Annotated in this window: 19 protein-coding genes; 6 read left to right on the forward strand and 13 right to left on the reverse strand. The window is 69.5% G+C overall.

The genetic code is table 11. The annotated features are described in order from the left end of the window. Positions 1 to 131: 131 nt before the first annotated feature. A complete protein-coding gene (locus tag AC3A6X_RS07020) occupies positions 132 to 1340 on the forward strand; it encodes an NAD(P)H-dependent flavin oxidoreductase (RefSeq protein ID WP_487841800.1) in 1209 nt (402 codons plus the stop codon). A 75-nt stretch (positions 1341 to 1415) separates the two neighbouring features. On the opposite strand, the gene AC3A6X_RS07025 is transcribed toward AC3A6X_RS07020, so the two are convergent. Together AC3A6X_RS07025 and AC3A6X_RS07030 are read right to left on the reverse strand one after the other, a co-directional pair. Then, complete coding sequence (locus tag AC3A6X_RS07025) at positions 1416 to 2060, reverse strand: hemerythrin domain-containing protein (protein WP_487841498.1); 645 nt, start codon at positions 2058 to 2060, stop codon at positions 1416 to 1418. 10 nt (positions 2061 to 2070) lie between these two features. Next, the gene (locus AC3A6X_RS07030; RefSeq protein WP_487841499.1) at positions 2071 to 2469 is read right to left on the reverse strand and encodes a group III truncated hemoglobin; all 399 of its coding nucleotides are present in this window, start codon (positions 2467 to 2469) and stop codon (positions 2071 to 2073) included. Between the two features lie 375 nt (positions 2470 to 2844). Between AC3A6X_RS07030 and AC3A6X_RS07035 the strand changes: the two genes are divergently transcribed. Both AC3A6X_RS07035 and AC3A6X_RS07040 read left to right on the forward strand, forming a co-directional pair. Further along, complete coding sequence (locus AC3A6X_RS07035) at positions 2845 to 4626, forward strand: PQQ-dependent methanol/ethanol family dehydrogenase (RefSeq protein WP_487841500.1); 1782 nt, start codon at positions 2845 to 2847, stop codon at positions 4624 to 4626. A 39-nt stretch (positions 4627 to 4665) separates the two neighbouring features. Beyond that, the gene (locus AC3A6X_RS07040) at positions 4666 to 4986 is read left to right on the forward strand and encodes a high-potential iron-sulfur protein (RefSeq protein ID WP_487841501.1); all 321 of its coding nucleotides are present in this window, start codon (positions 4666 to 4668) and stop codon (positions 4984 to 4986) included. A 345-nt stretch (positions 4987 to 5331) separates the two neighbouring features. On the opposite strand, the gene AC3A6X_RS07045 is transcribed toward AC3A6X_RS07040, so the two are convergent. From AC3A6X_RS07045 to AC3A6X_RS07095, 11 genes are all read right to left on the reverse strand, one after another. After that, entirely contained in the window at positions 5332 to 6312 is a 981-nt protein-coding gene (locus AC3A6X_RS07045) for a Bug family tripartite tricarboxylate transporter substrate binding protein (RefSeq protein WP_487841502.1), read from the reverse strand. Beyond that, complete coding sequence (locus AC3A6X_RS07050; protein WP_487841503.1) at positions 6309 to 7142, reverse strand: ABC transporter permease; 834 nt, start codon at positions 7140 to 7142, stop codon at positions 6309 to 6311. The genes AC3A6X_RS07045 and AC3A6X_RS07050 overlap by 4 nt, the downstream gene beginning before the upstream one ends. Positions 7143 to 7207: 65 nt before the next feature. Beyond that, positions 7208 to 8395, reverse strand: a complete 1188-nt coding sequence (locus AC3A6X_RS07055) for a type 1 periplasmic-binding domain-containing protein (RefSeq protein ID WP_487841504.1) — start codon at positions 8393 to 8395, stop codon at positions 7208 to 7210. Next, positions 8388 to 9368 (reverse strand): PQQ-dependent catabolism-associated beta-propeller protein, encoded by a 981-nt coding sequence (locus tag AC3A6X_RS07060; protein ID WP_487841505.1) that lies wholly within the window; start codon positions 9366 to 9368, stop codon positions 8388 to 8390. The genes AC3A6X_RS07055 and AC3A6X_RS07060 overlap by 8 nt, the downstream gene beginning before the upstream one ends. 10 nt (positions 9369 to 9378) lie before the next feature. Next, the gene (locus tag AC3A6X_RS07065) at positions 9379 to 10092 is read right to left on the reverse strand and encodes an ABC transporter ATP-binding protein (RefSeq protein WP_487841506.1); all 714 of its coding nucleotides are present in this window, start codon (positions 10090 to 10092) and stop codon (positions 9379 to 9381) included. Further along, positions 10086 to 11294: a pyrroloquinoline quinone biosynthesis protein PqqE gene (pqqE, locus tag AC3A6X_RS07070; RefSeq protein ID WP_487841507.1), complete on the reverse strand. Its 1209-nt coding sequence runs from the start codon at positions 11292 to 11294 to the stop codon at positions 10086 to 10088. Before pqqE ends, AC3A6X_RS07065 begins: the two co-directional genes overlap by 7 nt. Positions 11295 to 11362: 68 nt before the next feature. Next, a complete protein-coding gene (gene pqqD, locus AC3A6X_RS07075) occupies positions 11363 to 11626 on the reverse strand; it encodes a pyrroloquinoline quinone biosynthesis peptide chaperone PqqD (protein WP_309962756.1) in 264 nt (87 codons plus the stop codon). Then, positions 11623 to 12411, reverse strand: coding sequence for a pyrroloquinoline-quinone synthase PqqC (gene pqqC / locus AC3A6X_RS07080; protein ID WP_487841508.1), 789 nt, complete (start codon positions 12409 to 12411; stop codon positions 11623 to 11625). The genes pqqD and pqqC overlap by 4 nt, the downstream gene beginning before the upstream one ends. After that, on the reverse strand, positions 12408 to 13340 hold the full coding sequence (pqqB, locus tag AC3A6X_RS07085) for a pyrroloquinoline quinone biosynthesis protein PqqB (RefSeq protein WP_487841509.1): 933 nt from the start codon (positions 13338 to 13340) through the stop codon (positions 12408 to 12410). The genes pqqC and pqqB overlap by 4 nt, the downstream gene beginning before the upstream one ends. A 63-nt stretch (positions 13341 to 13403) precedes the next feature. Continuing rightward, complete coding sequence (gene pqqA / locus AC3A6X_RS07090; protein ID WP_409050622.1) at positions 13404 to 13478, reverse strand: pyrroloquinoline quinone precursor peptide PqqA; 75 nt, start codon at positions 13476 to 13478, stop codon at positions 13404 to 13406. Positions 13479 to 13828: 350 nt separating this feature from the next. Further along, positions 13829 to 15937 (reverse strand): sigma-54-dependent Fis family transcriptional regulator, encoded by a 2109-nt coding sequence (locus AC3A6X_RS07095; protein ID WP_487841510.1) that lies wholly within the window; start codon positions 15935 to 15937, stop codon positions 13829 to 13831. On the opposite strand from AC3A6X_RS07095, the gene AC3A6X_RS07100 reads away from it, so the two are divergent. The 3 genes from AC3A6X_RS07100 (at position 15930) to AC3A6X_RS07110 (ending at position 17604) form a co-directional block, all read left to right on the forward strand. Then, a complete protein-coding gene (locus tag AC3A6X_RS07100; RefSeq protein ID WP_487841511.1) occupies positions 15930 to 16220 on the forward strand; it encodes a hypothetical protein in 291 nt (96 codons plus the stop codon). The genes AC3A6X_RS07095 and AC3A6X_RS07100 overlap by 8 nt on opposite strands. A 106-nt stretch (positions 16221 to 16326) precedes the next feature. Continuing rightward, a complete protein-coding gene (gene pedF / locus AC3A6X_RS07105; protein ID WP_239143149.1) occupies positions 16327 to 16737 on the forward strand; it encodes a cytochrome c-550 PedF in 411 nt (136 codons plus the stop codon). A gap of 12 nt (positions 16738 to 16749) precedes the next feature. Beyond that, positions 16750 to 17604, forward strand: coding sequence for a substrate-binding periplasmic protein (locus AC3A6X_RS07110; RefSeq protein WP_487841512.1), 855 nt, complete (start codon positions 16750 to 16752; stop codon positions 17602 to 17604). Positions 17605 to 17627: the final 23 nt, after the last annotated feature.

A 17627-nucleotide genomic window follows, 5' to 3' on the forward strand; every position in this document is an offset into this window, starting at 1 on the left:
CGTTCGAGGCATTGCCCTACCGTTCGTGCGTTCCAACAGACGCGGCGCGCATGCGAGCTGCCGCGGCCGCCATGACCATTGACAACCACCTACTCCCAGCCCCTGATACCCGCGACAACGCCGATCATCTGATGGCCTTGCTGCGCAAAGGCACCCTGAAGCCGCTGCGTCTCGGTGAGCGAATCCTTCTGCCGATCGTCCAGGGCGGCATGGGCGTCGGCGTTTCGGCGCATCGGCTGGCCGGCAGCGTTGCGGCGCTCGGCGCGATGGGCACGATCTCGTCCGTCGACCTGCGCCGCCACCACCCGGACTTGATGGAGAAAACGCGCGACCTGCTGCCGGGCGAGGCGGCCACGCGCCAGGCCAAGGAGGACATCAACGCGGCCAATCTCGAGGCGCTGGCGCGCGAGATCCGCGCCGCGCGCGCTCTCTCCGGTGGACGGGGCCTGATCGCCATCAATGTGATGCGCGCGGTCGGCGAGTACGCTCCTTCGGTGACCCGCGCGCTCGAGTGCGGGATCGATGCGGTGGTGGTCGGCGCTGGCCTGCCGCTCGACCTGCCGGAGCTCGCCCAGGACCACCCGGACACGCTGCTGGTGCCGATCCTTTCGGATGCGCGCGGCGTGCAGCTGCTGGTGCGCAAATGGGAGCGCAGGAAGCGGCTTCCCGACGCGATCGTGATCGAGCACCCACGCCTGGCCGGCGGTCACCTGGGGGCGGCGAAGATCGCCGACCTGGCCGATCCGCGCTTTGACTTCGAGAACGTCATCCCGCAATCGTTGGCGTTCCTGCGGACGGCGGGCGTCGAGAAGGAAATCCCGCTGATCGCGGCCGGCGGCATCCGCCGCTTCGAGGACATCGCACGGGTGCAAGCGCTGGGCGCCGCGGCGGTGCAGCTCGGCACGCCCTTTGCCGTCACGCAGGAATGCGATGCGCATGCCGAGTTCAAGCGCGTGCTGGCGCAGGCGCGCGACGAGGATCTGGTCGAGTTCACCAGTGTGGCCGGCTTGCCGGCACGTGCCGTCGCAACCCGGTGGCTGAAAGGCTATTTGAAGGCCGAAGCCAAGCTGCAGGGCGTGGCGCACGTCAAGCCGCGCTGCACGCTCGCCTTCGACTGTCTGGCGCAATGCGGATTGCGAGACGGCCTGGCGGGCTGGGGCCAGTTCTGCATCGACACCCAGTTGGCAGCGGCCCTGCGCGGTGACGTAAAGAAGGGCCTGTTCTTCCGCGGTGTCGGCAAGCTTCCGTTCGGCGAGCAGATTCGCAGCGTGCGCGAGCTGCTCGCGCGCCTTCTGACGCAGGCCGAAGCCATGCCTTCACTCGGCGTCAACGCAGGGTGAGTGAGCGCAGGTGGGGGCGTGTGGCAGCCGCGATGTCATCCGATCCGCACCGGCTGGCCTGAGCGTCGTAGGCAGTCAAGGGGGAGGCGAGAACGTCGGCATGGCGGCGCCCGCGAGGGCTTCGAGTGCCAGGCCGAAGCTGCCCGAACGCTGCAGCGCGCCGACGATCTTCCTGAAAAGCGGCCGGTAGGCCTCGTCGGCCTCGCAGCCTGCCAGCGGGTCGCGGTTCATCAGGAACGCTGCATCGAGTTCGGCCCATTCGCCGGCACTGAGCACCGTCTGGGCCAGCGGCAGGATCTCGTTCTCCTCGACGTGCATGTGAGCCAGATAGAAGTCGGCATATTGCTTCATCAAGGCCTCGAAATGGCGCCGTCGGGCTTCGCACTGTCCGGTCTCGCTCATGACCCGGAACCCGAGCAGCGCGTGTTCGAGTTCGCGGATGGCCTGCTCGCCGCATTCGTGGTCGCGATCCAGGCGGTCGAGCACCGCGTCGGTGTGCGCGTCGCGCCCGCGCAGCTTGGGAAAGAGTAGGCGGCTTTCCTTGGGATGGTGCAGCTTTTCCGGGAACTCGTCGACGTAGAACAGCATGGCCTGCAGCGCATCGAAGTCGGGCAGGGTGTTTCGCCGCCGATGCTCGCGCAGCAGCAGGGTGATCGAGCGCAGCATGGCCGACAGCGCCCGATGCTCCTGGCAGATGATGGTCAGGCTGGGGTGCGTCATGGCCACGCGCTCAGTCGGCCCGCCCGCCGGCGGGTGGGTCGCCATGCCGCAACTGATAGCCATACCAGAAGCTGCCGGCAATGCGATGCGCGAGATCGTCGGCGCGCTGCTGCAGCGCTGCGTTGTCCAATGCCTGGGTGGTTTCGCGGAAGAGGGCGAGCCAGCGGTGGAACAGCTCGGGCGTGAGTCCCGGCAATGCCGCATGCTTGGGCATCGGCGCTCCCTTGTAGCGGGCCGTGCCCCTGAGGGCGGACGACCAGAAGTCGACGATCCTTGCCAGGTGTCGATCCCAGTCGGTGATGTGCGATTCGAAGATCGGGGCCAGCACCGGATCCTTGCGTACCTTCGAATAGAAGGCATGGACCAGGTGCACGACCTCCTCTTCGGTACAAAGGTCAGGACTTGGCATGAGAGAACCTGCGGGCCGCGCGCCCGTGGCTTTTTGCTCCGCGAACATCCCACATCTCCTTTTGTCTCCTGGCGTTCCGCTTGGAACTGCAATCGGAGCGTAGCGCGGGTCGGTCGCCGTTTCCTTGATGTGAAGCAAGCTCCTTGCACTTGGCCGTGACGGGTGTGCCTGCATGCCACGGACCGTGGCGGCCCGGCTGCTCAAACGTGGAGCAGTGCAGCGGGAAAACCCGCGACTTGCTGACCCATTTGAAGCCCTCGGCAGCCGTCCGGCGCCGCTGGCCGCGTGGCACGGACATTGCCATCAAGGCGTGCAAGACGCGGCCATCAGGACGTGTCCGACCCGCGTTTTTCAACCCCCCGAGGAGACGACCCCATGCAACTGAAGCTCTTGACCGTTCTCATCTCCGCCGGCCTGGCCGCCTCCGCGGCCCACGCCGTCGTCACCGACAAGATGATCGAGAACGAAGCCACCGCCACCGGCAACATCCTCACCTGGGGATTGAACACCCAGGGGCAGCGCTACTCGCCGCTCAAGCAGGTCAACACGGCCACCGTCGGCAAGCTGGCGCCGGTGTGGGCCTTCTCCTTCGGCGGCGAGAAGCAGCGCGGACAGGAGGCCCAGCCGGTCATCCACAACGGCAAGATGTTCGTCACGGCTTCCTATTCGCGCCTGTTCGCGCTCGATGCCAAGACCGGCGAGAAGCTGTGGAAGTACGAGCACCGCCTGCCTGAAGGCATCATGCCCTGCTGCGACGTGGTCAACCGCGGTGCTGCGCTGTACGACAACCTGGTGATCTTCGCCACGCTGGACGCGCAGCTCGTGGCGCTCGACCAGAACACCGGCGACGTGGTGTGGAAGGAGAAGATCGACGACTACAAGGCCGGCTATTCGGCCACCGCGGCGCCCATCATCGCCAATGGGCTGATCCTCACCGGGGTGTCCGGCGGCGAGTTCGGCGTGGTCGGCCGCGTGGAGGCGCGCGATGCCAAGACCGGGCGGCTGGTGTGGATGCGTCCCACCGTCGAAGGCCACATGGGCTACACCTACGACCCCGATGGCGCTGCCAAGGAGAGCGGCGTCTCGGGCACCATCAACCAGAGCTGGCCGGGCGACCTGTGGAAGACCGGCGGCGCCGCCACCTGGCTCGGCGGCACCTATGACGCCAAGACGGGGCTGGCCTACTTCGGCACCGGCAACCCCGCCCCCTGGAACAGCCACCTGCGCGAGGGCGACAACCTGTTCTCCTGCTCGACCGTGGCCATCGACGTGAAGACCGGCCAGATCAAGTGGCACTACCAAAGCACGCCCAACGACAGCTGGGACTTCGACGGCGTGAACGAGTTCGTGACCTTCGACATGGACGGCAAGCGCGTCGGCGGCAAGGCGGACCGCAACGGCTTCTTCTATGTGAACGACGCGAGCACGGGCAAGCTCATCAACGCCTTCCCCTTCGTCAAGAAGATCACCTGGGCCAGCAGCATCGACCTGAAAACCGGCCGCCCGAACTTCATCGCCGAGAACCGCCCCGGCGATCCGACCGCCGGCGCCGATGGCAAGAAGGGCAGTGCAGTCTTCGCCGCGCCGGGCTTCCTCGGCGGCAAGAACCAGATGCCGATGGCCTACAGCCCCGACACGAAGATGTTCTACGTGCCCGCCAACGAATGGGGCATGGAGATCTGGAACGAACCGGTGGCCTACAAGAAGGGCGCGGCGTACCTCGGTGCCGGCTTCACCATCAAGCCGCTCAACGAGGACTACATCGGCGCGCTGCGCGCGATCGATCCGAAGACCGGGAAGATCGCCTGGGAGGTCAAGAACAACGCGCCCCTGTGGGGCGGCGTGCTGACCACCGGCGGCAACCTGGTGTTCTGGGGTACGCCCGAAGGCTACCTGAAGGCCGCCGATGCCAAGACCGGCAAGGTGGTGTGGGAGTTCCAGACCGGCTCCGGCGTGGTGGCGCCGCCCGTGACCTGGCAGCAGGACGGCGAGCAGTACGTGAGCGTGGTCTCCGGCTGGGGCGGCGCGGTGCCGCTGTGGGGCGGCGAGGTGGCCAAGAAGGTCAACTTCCTCGAGCAGGGCGGCATGGTGTGGGTGTTCAAGATCCCCAAGGCCGGCGAGGGCAAGGGCAGCACCCGTACCGCGAAGGCGAATTGACAGAGCCAGGCATCCACACCCAAGACCGGAGAACCCCACATGAAAGACACCACGCGCCGCATCTTCATCATCCGCACCGTGGCTGGCGGCAGCGCCGTCCTCGCGCTTCCCGAACTCGCGCGGGCCGCCCCCGCGCGGGTGGAGGAGAGCGACGAGACGGCAAAGGCCCTGGGCTACTTGCACGACACCAGCAAGGTCGACAAGAAGCGCTTTCCCAAGCACAGCCCCACGCAGCGCTGCACCAACTGCTCGTTCTTCCAGGGCAGCAGCACCGACGAATGGGGCGGCTGCGCGATGTTCGGGCGCAAGCAGATCGCGGGCCCTGGCTGGTGCAACGCATGGGCCGCCAAGCCCGCCTGAGGACGGCGGCGCGGCATTGCCGCGCTGCCGTTGCCATGGCGCTTTGCATCGGCGTCCCGGCAGAGCTTCAGGCCCGGCGGTGCTCCATCCCGCCGATCGTCGCCCGCCCCGAGAGCCGGCCGGCCACGCCGTAGTTGTGTTGCTTCGTCTGCGTGCGGTTGACGAGCCCGTTGCATTTCTCGATGCACGCGGCACTTTCGTGGCGCGCGCCCTGCCGCGCAGCGCCAACGGGGGCTTCCCGGTTCCGCGCGCGAGCTTCTTCGCCCCCGGTACGCCGCGCACCGTCTGGGTCGGCCTGCGTTGCACCTTCGCAAGCTGAGCGCGCGGGCTCCCGGATCCCGCGGGTCAGGGCGCCGCCGGCGCCAGGCCCAGCCGCTCGACGACGCGCCGCTCCGCGGCAAAGGCCTCGCGCATGCTGCGGCCGTAGTCGGCGCTGTCCAGGTAGGCGATCTCCTGGTCGTACCGGGCCAGCTCCGCGATGTGCACGGGATCGAAGAGCGCGGCCTTGAACGCGTCGTGCAGCGTCTGCACCACCGCGGATGGGAGGCCGCGCGGGCCGGCCAGGCCGTAGGGCGAGGTGGCGACGATGCCGTGCCCCAGTTCGCTCAGGGTCGGGACCTCGGGCCAGCGCCGGGTGCGTGCGGCGCCGAAGGTGGCGAGCAGGCGCAGCCGGCCGGCATCGACGTAGGGCGCGAAGCCATTCGAGTTGACGCCGGCCATGACCTGTTTCGAGGTCACCGCCACCATCTGCTCGGCGCTGCCCTTGTAGGGGACGTGGATGTAGCTCAGGCCATGCCGCGCGAACCATTCGTCGAGCACCACGTGCGGCGTGGTGCCGATGCCGTTGGTGGCGATGCTCAGGCGGCCCGGATGTGCGGCCGCGTGCTTCAGCAGATCGTCCACGCTGCGCCAGGGGCTCGACAGCGGCACCACCAGGCCGAAGGTCACGCCGCTGACCTGCAGGATGGGCGTGGTGTCGCGGATCGGGTCCCAGGCCACCTTTTGCGTGTGCGGCGCGCGGAACACCGGCTGTGGCATCTGCGCGAGCGCGTGGCCGTCGGGTGCGGCCTGCTGCAGCACCGGCATCGCCAGCGTTCCGCCGGCGCCGCCGCGGTTCTCGATCACCACCTTCTGGCCCAGCTGCCGGCCCGCCAGTTCGGCGAGCAGGCGCAGCGTGAGGTCCGTGGCGCCGCCCGCGGGCCAGGGCACCCACAGCGAGATGGGGCGCTGCGGCAACCACGCGGCGCCGGTTGGCTGCGAAGCAAGAACGCGCGGTGCGGCGATCGCCGACGCCATCGCGAGCAGCAGACTGCGCCGCGTCGTCATGGTTGGCCCCTCTGCGTCAGCTTGCCGAAGCCGCGCTGCGGGCCATAGCCGAGGCAGGCCAGCAGGAAGCACAGCGCGAGCGCGCCCAGCACGACCAGTGGCGCGATGCCGGGGTCCTTGCCGTAGAGCGCGAAGCGGATCCATTCGACCGCATGGGTGAAGGGGTTGAGCTGGGCCACGCGCCAGACCCAGGCGGCGCCGGATTCCTCCAGCTTCCACAGCGGATAGAGCGCGGTCGAGAGAAAGTACATCGGGAAGATGACGAAGTTCATCGCGCCGGCGAAGTTCTCCAGCTGGCGCACGTACACGGACAGCAGCAGGCCCAGCGCGGCCAGCATCAGCGCAGCGGCCAGCGTGGCCGCCAGCGCATGCAGCAGCGATGGCAGCGCAAGCGGCAGCGTGGTGCCCAGCAGCGCGGCCACGCCGAGGAAGGCAAGCACCTGCAGCAGGCTCAGCAGCGCCGCCGCCAGGAGTTTGACGGCCAGCAGCCACCAGCGCGGCAGCGGTGCAGTGAGGAGCAGCCGCATCTGCCCCATCTCGCGGTCGTAGACCATGGCGAGCGAGGACTGCATGCCGTTGAACAACAGCACCATGCCGATGAGCCCCGGCGCGATGTAGATGTCGTAGGGAATGTAGGTGTCGTAGGGCTCGGCAATGGCCATGCCGAACACGTTGCGGAAGCCGGCGGCGAACACCGCCAGCCACAGCACCGGCCGCACCAGCGCCGAGAGCAGCCGGGTCCTCTGGTGCACGAAGCGCAGCAGTTCGCGCTGCACGATGGCGCGCAGGGCCAGGAGCGCATGAGCCGCGCGGCCGCTCCGAAGGCTCATGGCACCGCAGCCGGAGGCGGAGGTACTCCAGTGAGCCGCGGCGCTGCAGCGGGGTGGTTCGGCCATCAAGGCGCTCCGTTGCAGGCCGATTCGGCCGCGTCGGTGCCCAGCGTGTCGAGCACGTTCTTCGGATGCATCACGCCTTCGACCGGCGCGCTGCCGATCACGCCCATGCCATCGGTCAGCAGCAGGGGCTGCCGCAGCTGCCGGTCCCACGCGCGGAAGCTCAGGCGCACGCCCTTGAAGCCGTCGAGCGTGAACTCGGGACGGCCGAGCGCCTTCAGCATCTGCGCAGCACCCGGCGCCGCGGGCCGCTCCAGCGCTGCCTGCAGCAGCGCCTTGGCCGCCACGTAGGCGGCCCAGTCGAAGCTGGTCATCGGCCGCCCGGCCGCGCGCTGGAAGCGCCGCTGCAGCTGCGGCGCGCCGTAGCGATCGAAGCGCGGCGCCCAGGCCTCGGCGACCAGGCCGGCGTCGCCCACCACCGGCCGGGGCAAGGCGGTGCGATAGGGCAGGCTGCGCGCGAACTCGCCGTCGCTGTCGACCACCCAGACTGCGTCGTACTCGCCGCCGACGCCGGGGCCGGTCAGCAGCAGCGGGTTGGCGAGATCACGCTCGCGCGGATCGCCCGAGCGCTTGAAAGGCTTGAGCGCCATCACCTTGATGCCGTAGCGCTTGAGCGCCGCCTGCGTCTGTGCGAGCCGCGTTGCATCCTCGGCATCGCTGCCGTGCAGCAGCAGCACCCGCGTCCAGCGGCGCGCCAGCAGTGCCTGCGCGATCGCGTCGGCGCGCATGCGCTCGGTGGGCAGGGTATGGAAGAGGTTGGGGCGGCAGCCCTGCTGGCGCGGTGCGTCGGCGCTCTCCCCGGCGTTGAGTATCGGCAAGCCGGTGGCGGAAGCCGCGCTCGCGATCCAGGCGCCCGGCAGGTCGAGCACGGCGCCGCCGGCACCCGCCTTCTCGAGCTGGCGCAACTGGGCGCCGGCCTCCTCGGCGCTGCGCACGTCGCGCACTTCGAGCTGCACCTGCAGCCCGGCGTGGTCGAGCTCGAATCGGCTTTCCGCCACGGCCAGCGCCACCGCCTCGCGCAACGGACCGCCGGGATGGCCCGGGTAGGCCAGCGCCACGCGCCGCGCGTCGAGGCGCTCGTCGTCGGCGCGCTGCACGACGCCCAGGGTCAGGGTTGCGGCCGAGGCGCCGAACGCCAGCGCCGCCATGGCGAGCGCCGTGGCGCAGCGGGCGATGTGCCGCTCAGTCATCGATCACCACCGTGTGCGGCACGCGGCCCACGGCCAGCGTCTTCAGCGGCTTTGCGCTGGCCGTGTCGATCACCGTCATGTCGTCGGACAGACCGTTGAGCACGAACAGGCGCGCACCATCGCGGCTGGGCGCCAGGTTCCAGGCCCGCTTGCCCACCAGCACCAGCTGCGTGGTCCTGCGGGTGGCCACGTCGACGAAGGCCACGTGGTTCGCGCGGCCCAGGCCCACGTACATCGTCCTGCCGTCGGGCGACAGCGCCAGTCCGACCGGCGTGATGTCGTCGGCCCGCATGCCCTTGAGCTCGAAGGGGATGCTGGCTTCCACCGCCAGCGTGCGCAGCGAGATCACGCTGACGCTGCTGCCGAGCTCGTTGCTCACCCACAGCTCGCTGCCGTCGGCCGAGAAGGCCATGCGGCGCGGGCGCTGGCCCACCGCGATGTTCTTGACCACCTGGAGCGTGGCCGCGTCGACCACATGGACCATGTTGGCGACTTCGGAAGTGACGTACACGCGCTTGCCGTCCGCCGAGACCTTCACGCCCTCGGGCTCCTTGCCGAGCGGCACGCTGCGCACCAACTTTTTCGCAACCAGATCGAAGACGTTGAGCGCGCCGTCCTCCTCGGCCGAGACATAGGCGGTGCGGCCGTCGGGCGAGAGATCGAAGACCTCGGGATCCTCGCCCATCGGCAGCCTGCCGAGCGAGCGCCGGCTGTCCAGGTCGATGATGTCGGCGCGGCCCGAGTCGCTGCAGGCCACCATCAGCCGACGGCCGTTCGGCAGGCGCTGCATGTGGCGCGGGCGCTTGCAGGTCGGGATGCTGCCCACCACGGTCAGCGTCTTCAGGTCGACCAGGGTGATCGCATGGTCCTTCTCGCTGGAGATGTAGGCGATGCCGCTGTCGTTCGCCCGAGCAGGGACGGCGCCCAGCAGGGCTGCGAGCGCGAAGATCGGGAGCAGGTGGCGTGATCTCATGGCGGCGGCCTCAGCGTGTGGCATGGAGGAAGGCTTGTTCGAGCGTCGGGCCGCCGAGCGCGGCGGTCACTTCATCAGGCGTGCCGCTGGCCAGCAGCTCGCCGCGGTGGAGCACCAGCACCTGGTCCGCCGCCTCGGCCTCGGACACGAGGTGCGTGGCCCACAGCACGGTCGCGCCGCGCTGGCGCACCTCCTGCTGCAGGCCCTCGACCAGGTCGCGGCGCGACTTCGGATCCAGCCCGGCGGTGGCCTCGTCCATCAGCAGGAGCCCGGGTCGGTGCAGCAGTGCGCGCGCCAGCTCCACCTTGCGCCGGGTGCCGCCCGAGAGCTCGCGCACGCGCCGCGCCAGCTCGTCGGCCAGGCCGAAGCGCCGTGACTCCGAGGCGATGCGCTCGGCGGCCTGTGCGCGCGGCAAGCCCTGAAGGTCGGCGTGGAACTGGAGGTTGCGCGCTACGCTCAGGTCGAGGTCCAGCGACTGCTGCTGGAAGACGACGCCGATGTGCGCGAGCGCGCGCCGCGCCTGGCTGCGCATCGAGAAGCCGGCCACCTCGATCTCGCCGGCCTCGGCGGCGAACAGGCCGGTGAGCAGCTGGAACAGCGTGGACTTGCCGGCGCCATTGGGTCCGAGCAGGACGGTGAAGCTGCCGCGCGGCACCGACAGGCTGAGCGCGTTGAGTGCCACGCGCTCGCCGTAGCGGTGGGTGAGGCTGCGCACCGTCAGCATGGTGCGTCCTTCACGGCGGACAGCAGGCGCGAGTTCTCGTCGCCGCGATAGATCAGCCCTGCCTGCCTGGAGGCGCCGGGCACAAAGCGAAGCGGCTGCACCGGCGCGCCACATCCTGCCGCTTGCGTGCGCTCGGCCTGTGCCTCGGCCAGCATGGCGTCGATGCGCCCGCGGTGCTCGCTCTTCGGGCACACCGGGTCGGTGGCGGCCGCATCGCCCGTGACCAGAAAGGCCTGGCAGCGGCAGCCGCCGAAGTCCTTCCCGCGCTCGTCGCAGTCGCTGCAGCCGTCCTTCATCCAGCCCTGTCCGCGGTAGCGGTTGAAGGCGCCGCTGTCATACCAGGCGTCGCGCACCGGCGTGTCGCGCAGGTCCGGAAAGTCGATGCCGGGGAGCATGCGCGCGCTGTGGCAGGGCAAGGCCTTCCCGTCGGGCGCCACCACCATGAACAGGGACCCCCAGCCTGCCATGCAGGGCTTGGGCTTGGCATCGGCATAGTCGGGCGAGACCCAAAGGACCTTCATGCGACTGCCCTGGCGCTCGCGATGGGCCAACACGATGGCTTCGGCGTCGCGCAGCTCCTCGACCGTGGGCATCAGGGCCGCACGATTGAGCCAGGCCCAGCCGTAGTACTGCGTGTTGGCAAGCTCGAGGTAGTCGGCGCCCATGCGCTCTGCCATGTCGATGATGCGGCCCACGTGCGGCAGGTTGAAGCGGTGCATGACGCAGTTCAGCACCATCGGGTAGCCCTGTGCCTTGATGATCGCGGCGACCTTCGACTTGAGCTCGAAGGTGCGCGTCGAGCTGATGAAGTCGTTGAGCTCGCGCGTCGAATCCTGGAAGGAGAGCTGGATGTGGTCCAGCCCGGCCGCTTTCAGCGCCTTGGCGCGGCCCTCGGTGAGCCCGACGCCGGAGGTGATGAGGTTGGTGTAGAAGCCAAGCCCGCGCGCATGGGCGACCAACTCCTCCAGGTCCTCGCGCAGCAGCGGCTCGCCGCCCGAGAAGCCGAGCTGCACCGCACCGAGGGCGCGTGCCTCGCCAAGGATGCGCTTCCAGGTCGTTGTGTCCAGCTCGTCCTGGTGCCGGGCGTAGTCGACCGGGTTCGAGCAGAAGAGGCAATGCAGCGGGCAGCGGTAGGTCAACTCCGCCAGCAGCCACATCGGCGGCTTGATGGTCGGGTTGGGCGCGGCGTGCGTGGCGTGCATGGGAGTACCTTCGCCTTCGGCTGCGGTGCCATTCGCCTTGGGAGCGGCCCGGCGGCTCATCGCATGTCCTACTGCAGCCAGCCGCGCTGCCGGGCCTGCGCGAGGAAGGCGCAGACATCGTCGTGCAGCGCCGGCTGCGCGAAGGCGAGCTCCAGCTCGGCCACGATCTCGTCCACCGAGCGGCCGCCGTCGCAGCGCCGCAGGATCTCGGCCGCCGGCGTGTTGAGCCGCACCATGCCCTCCGGATAGAGCAGCACCCAGCTGTCCTGCGCCGGCTCGAATTGCAGCCGGAACATCGTGGCCACGTTGGGCCTGGCGTTGGGGTCCGTCATGGGCGCAGCTCCTCGGCCAGATCGTCGGGGTAGGCGCGCTCGATGGCGTCGAGCATCGACCACAGGATGTCCAGCTTGAAATGCAGGATCTGGAGCGCGCGCTCCTGGCGTTCGCGAGTACAGGCCCAGCGGCGCGCGACCTCGAGGCCATGCTCGACGTCGCGCGTGGCCAGCGGGATGCGCTGGCGGAAGTAGGCGAGGCCCTCGGCCTGGATCCACGGGTACAGCGCCGGCCAGCCGGCCAGGCGATCGGCGTGGATCTTGGGGGCGAACATCTCGGTCAGCGAGGAAATCGCCGCTTCCTCCCAGGGCCTGCTGCGCGCGAAGTTCAGGTACGCGTCGACGGCGAAGCGCACGCCGGGCTGCACGTGGCGCTGCGACCAGAGCGCGTCGGGCCCGAGGCCCACCGCCTGGCCGAGCCGGCTCCAGGCCTCGATGCCGCCGGCATTGGCGCCGGCGAAGTCGCCGCGCCCGTCGTGGTCGAGGATGCGCTCGAGCCAGCGCCGCCGCTCTTCGCGCTGCGCACAGTTGGCCAGCACCGCCGCGTCCTTCTGCGGGATGCAGAGCTGGTAGTAGAAGCGGTTCGCCACCCAGCCGCGCACCTGGAAGGGCTGCAACTCGCCGCGGTTGAGGCGCAGGTTGAAGGGATGGTGAATGTGGTAGCGCGCTTCGCAGGCACGCAACCGGGCCTCGAATTCCTCGGGATGCCACGTGCGCAGGGTTGGCGCGCTGCAGGCAGCGGCCGGCGCCGGGGCGTCCTGCCGTTCGGTGGTGGTGGTGTTCACAGCGTGATCTCCATGCCGTCGTACGCCACCTCGATGCCGTGCGCGTCCAGCAGTCGGCGCTGCGCGCTGTCTTCGTCGAGGATGGGGTTGCTGTTGTTGATGTGAATGAGCACCTTGCGGCGCGCACTGCTGGCCTGCATGGCCTCGACCATGCCTGCGCGCGCGGCGCTCGCCGTCTGCGGCAGGTGGCCCATCTCGGTGGCGGACTTGCGGCTCAGGCCGGCGAGCCGCATCTCGTCTTCTTCCCAGAAGGTGCCGTCGACGAGCAGGCAGTCGGCCTCGCTCATCCAGTGCAGTTCCTGCTGACCCACTTCGGCCAGGCCGGGCGAATAGAAGACGCGCCTGCCGTCGCAAGGGTCCTCGATGAGCAGGGCGATGTTGTCGCCCACCAGTTGCTCGCGGCGGTGCGGCGAGTAGGGCGGCGCCATGCCGGGTATGGCCAGCGCCGTGAAGCGCAGCGAGGCGACTCCCTCGATGCGGAACTCGGCGCGGGTCTGCTCGCCCGCCACCGGCAGCATGTGCCAGCGTGTGCCGCAGTAGTGCTGCAGCACGTTGAGCAGCGGCAGGCCCGTGGTCAGGTCCTCGAACACGCAGGGCGTGGCGTAGACGTCGATGCAGGGGCCTTCACGCAGGCCCAGCAGGCCGGTGACGTGATCGATCTGTGCGTCCATCAGCACCACCGCCTTGATCGGCGTGTCGCGCAGGCCGCCGCGCGGATGCAACTGCGCGTGGCTGCGGATCTGCTGGCCGATGTCGGGGGATGCGTTCAGCAGCACCCAGGACTCGCCGTCGGCCGACACGGCGATCGAGCTTTGAGTGCGTGCATGCGCGCTTAGCGCGCCCTGGCGGTGACCTGCGCACAGCCGGCAATTGCAGTTCCATTGCGGGAAGCCGCCGCCGGCGCCGGAACCGAGCACGAGGATCTTCATGGGAGTGTGTGGGGCTGGGGGCAGCGCATCGCCCTCGATGCGCCGCCGATGGGGCCGAAGGGGTCAGCGGTTCGAGATGTACATCGTGATCTCGAAACCGAAGCGCAGATCTTCGAAGGTGGGTTGCGACCATTGCATGAGAGTCTCCTTGAGCGTTGGGGTGAGGTCCGGGCGGAATTGCCTTGAGGACGCTCACCTTTCTGCAAGAGGTGTGCCGGTGGCAGGTTGTCGGCGCTGGTGGCGTCCGGACAAGGGATTTCACTGAGTTGTCCTGGGCATTTGCGCGCCGGCGCGGCGAACGCTTGCCGGGGCCCGCGTGACACTGTTCCACCGTGGAGCAGTGCTGCGCAGCCACGGCACAGGGATTTCCCGGGAAACTGGCACGGCCCAGGCGGGAAGCACCGCGGAGCCGGCTTTGCCGGGCCGCTGGGGTTGCCCCCTTGAAGGGGTACTCGGCTACACGAAGTGAGCCGATACGGGGGTGGGGTTCACTTCCAGCGCAGCTTGCGGTAGATGGTGTTGCGGCTGATGCCCAAACGCTTGGAGGCGACGGAGATGTTGCCCTGCGCGGCAGCGACGGCGGCGCGGATCATCTCGATTTCGGCTTCCTCGAGCGTGCGGACCGCGGCGCCTTCGGGCGCCAGGGAGGGCTCGGGCGACGCAATGGCCGCCGGTGGCATGCCGGATGCCGGCGCAGCCTCCGGCGCGAAGGCGCGGCCGGGTGCGCCTTCCTGCGCTGCGATCGGGTGGGCCGGCGGCGTGGCCGCCGGGGGTGCACGAAGCCGCCGTGCGTCCTCGAGGAAGTCGTCGGACAGATGGTGCTCGGTGATCTGCGCCTCGCCCCCCGCCATCACGACGGCGGTTCGCAGCACGTTGGCGAGCTGCCGGATGTTGCCGGGCCACGCGTAGCGGCCGAAGAGCGCGGCCACGGCGGGCGCGATCATGGGTGTGCCCTGCGGGCACTCGGTCAGCAGGATGCGCTGCGCCACGATGTCGAGGTCGCGGCGCTCGCGCAGCGCCGGCAGGCGCACCACCAGCCCGTTGAGGCGGTAGTACAGGTCCTCGCGGAAGGTTCCGGCCTCGATCATCTCGCGCAGGTTGCGGTGGGTGGCGCCGATCACGGCGATGTCCACCGAGATGGATTTCTGGCTGCCCAGCGGCGTCACGCAGCGTTCCTGCAGCACGCGCAGCAGCCGCGCCTGCAGCGCGAGCGGCATGTCGCCGATCTCGTCGAGAAAGAGGGTGCCCCCGTTGGCCTGCACGATGTGCCCGCAGGCCCCCTTGCGGCGCGCACCGGTGAAGGCGCCGTCCTCGTAGCCGAACAGCTCGGCCTCGATCAGCGACTCGGGAATGGAGGCGCAGTTGACGGCGACGAAGGGCTGCTTGGCGCGGTTGGAGTCCTGGTGCACCGCACGCGCCAGGAGTTCCTTGCCGGTGCCGGTTTCGCCGAGGATCAGCAGCGGAATGTCGCGGTTGAGGACGCGCTGCACCTTCTGGACCACCGCTTCGATCTGCGGGTCGCCGGTCCGGAGGTAGTGCAGGCCCGACAAGCTGCTGCCCGGGGCGGGCGTGGCAGCGCCCGGAAGGGCCGCAACGGCGCCGGCGCGAACGCTTGCATTGGCCGGACCGCCGGGCGCGCCCGCCGCGTCGACCTCCATGCCGGCCATCATCGCGCGCGGGCCGTTGAAACGGGCGTTGACGAAGAACTGCCGGCCGCTCGCCAGGCTCAGGCAGGCGGGCGTGGGCAGCGGCGCGCGGAAGTGATCGAAGATGGCCGACACGCTCGTGCCGAACAGGCTTGTGAGGCTGTGCATGCGCAGCGCCGCGCTGCTCATGTCGAGCTGGTCGATGGCGCTGCGGTTGGCGCCCAGGATCTTGCCGTCGGCGCCCACCACGATGATGCCCTCGAGCTGGGTGCCGATGAACTCGGCGCGGCTGTGGAAGTGCAGCCTCAGGCGGTTGCCGAAGTCATCGGAGAGCCACTGGTTCTCGATCATGCGCGCCGACATGCGCACCAGGCCCATGGTGTGCTGGTGGTAGGCGCGATGGTCGCCCGTGACGTCGAGCACGCCCAGCATGTTGCCGCGCGGATCGAAGATGGGGGCCGCCGAGCAGGTGAGAAAGCTGTTGGCGTGGATGAAGTGCTCGCCGCCATGCACGACGGTGGGCGACTCCTGGAAGAGCGCGGTGCCGATGGCGTTCGTGCCCTTGGAATGCTCGGCCCAGTTGACCCCCGGCGCCAGCGCGACCTTGCCGGCGCGCTCGAGGAACCTGTCGTCGCCGACCGAATGCAGGATGGTGCCTTGGGCATCGGCCAGCACGATCATGCTTTCGGTGTTGACGATCTGCTCGAACAGCATCTCCATCACCGGCGCCGCATGCGTGAACAGGCGGTGGTTGCGCTCCCGCGCCACGCTCAGGTCGCTGCGCATCAGCGGCTCGAAGTCGGGACGCTCGACACGCGTCAGCCCGAGCGCGGCGCAGCGTTGGTGCGATTGCTCGATCTGCTCCATGCGCGCGGGATGCTGCATGCAGGGCAGGGCGGTGGGCGTCGACCAACTCCCGGCCATCGCCGGAACGTGATGGGATATGGACATCTTCGTGTCTCCTGCTCGTGTCGCTGCCGCGGGCGGGCAGCTCGTCTCCGTCGAATTCCGCGCACCCGGGGGGCGGCGCGGCACTGTGCTGTTCGGGTACAGCCTCTCGGGTCCGGTCTCACCGATTCGCCCGAAGAATGCCATCGACCCGGCCGGCTGCCTTGATCTGGAGCAACCGGCGGGCTCGGGAAGGCAATTTGTGTTCCAGCCTGCAACAGGTCGGCGTGGCACGGGGTTTGCGGACCGCTGCGCATCCTTCAACACAACCATGACGGAGACCTGACATGAAGCGCACCCCCACCCCTGTTTCCATTCGTTCCGCGTCCAGGCGCGGTGCCGCGAAGGCCAGCGCACTGCTGCTGGCCCTCTGCGCCTGCGTCGCCGCCCCCATGGCCTGGGCGCACGGCGATGTGACGCCCCAGGCCGTCGACACTTCGGCGCTGCCCAAGCTCGGCGAGCAGTGGCGCGTCGAGAATCCCTACCGCGGCAGCGAGGCCGCGGTCAAGATCGGCACCTCTGCCTACAACCAGAACTGCGCCCGCTGCCATGGCCTGGACGCGATCTCCGGCGGCATCGCGCCCGATCTGCGCAAGCTCGACGGCGAGTGCGCGACGATGAAGGACGCCGGACGCCGGGCTGCCTGCGTGAAGGAGATCGACGAGTTCTATTCTTCGACCGTGCGCGCCGGCCGCACCCGCAACGGCGCTGTCTACATGCCGCCCTTCGAAGGCGTGATGAACCAGGAAGCCGTCTGGTCGATCAAGGCGTACCTCGAGACACGCCGCGAGAAGCCCTTCTGAGCGGAGGCGGCCATGAAAAGCATTGGAGAGAGCCGCCGCGACTGGCTGCGCTGGCTGGGCGCCGCCGGCGCTGCCGCGGGCCTGGCGGGCCTGCCGCTGCACGCGGGGGCCACCCCGCTGGAGCGCGTGCGCGAGCGTGGCGCGCTGACCGTCGGCATCTACCAGGACATGCCGCCCTTCCATGCGGGGGGCAAGGGCATCGACGTCGAGCTGGCGCAAGCCCTCGCCGAATCGCTGGGCGTGCGGCTGTCGCTGCTGCCCTTCCATGCGGACGAGAACATGGCCGACGACCTGCGCCACATGGTGTGGCGCGGGCATTACCTCGGCTACGGGCCGGCCGACGTGCTGCTGCACGTGCCGGTCGATCGGCCGCTGATGGAGGCCAATCCACAGGTCGCCATCCTGGCGCCTTACTGCCGTGACCGCGTGGCGATCGCCAGGCGGCTCGACCGCGTGCCCCGGCTCGACACGCTGGCGCAGCTGGCCGACGGGCGGGTGGCGGTGCCGGGGCAGTCGCTCGCGGGCTGGCTGATGATCGGCGCGGACAGCGGTGCCTATCGCAACCAGCTGATCACGCAATGGAAGGACGGCACCGAGGCCGCGCGCGCATTGCTGCGCGACGAGGTCGTGGCCGCGGCCGGCCTGGCCTCGGAGCTGGAAGCCGTGCTGCGTGGCGACGCGCGTTTCGAGATCGCACCGCTGCCGTCGCCGCGGGCCCCGCGCGACGGCTGGGCGGTGGGCATGGCCGTCAAGCGCGCTTCCACCGAGCTGGCGCAGGCGCTGCAGCGCGCGGTGAGCGAGCTGGCAACGAACGGACGCCTGGCGCAGATCTTCGAGCGCAGCAATGTCGCCTGGCGGGCAGCCTGAACCCAGGGATCACCGCCGGGGCC

This window comes from Variovorax sp. Soil_C_12, from assembly GCF_057657375.1.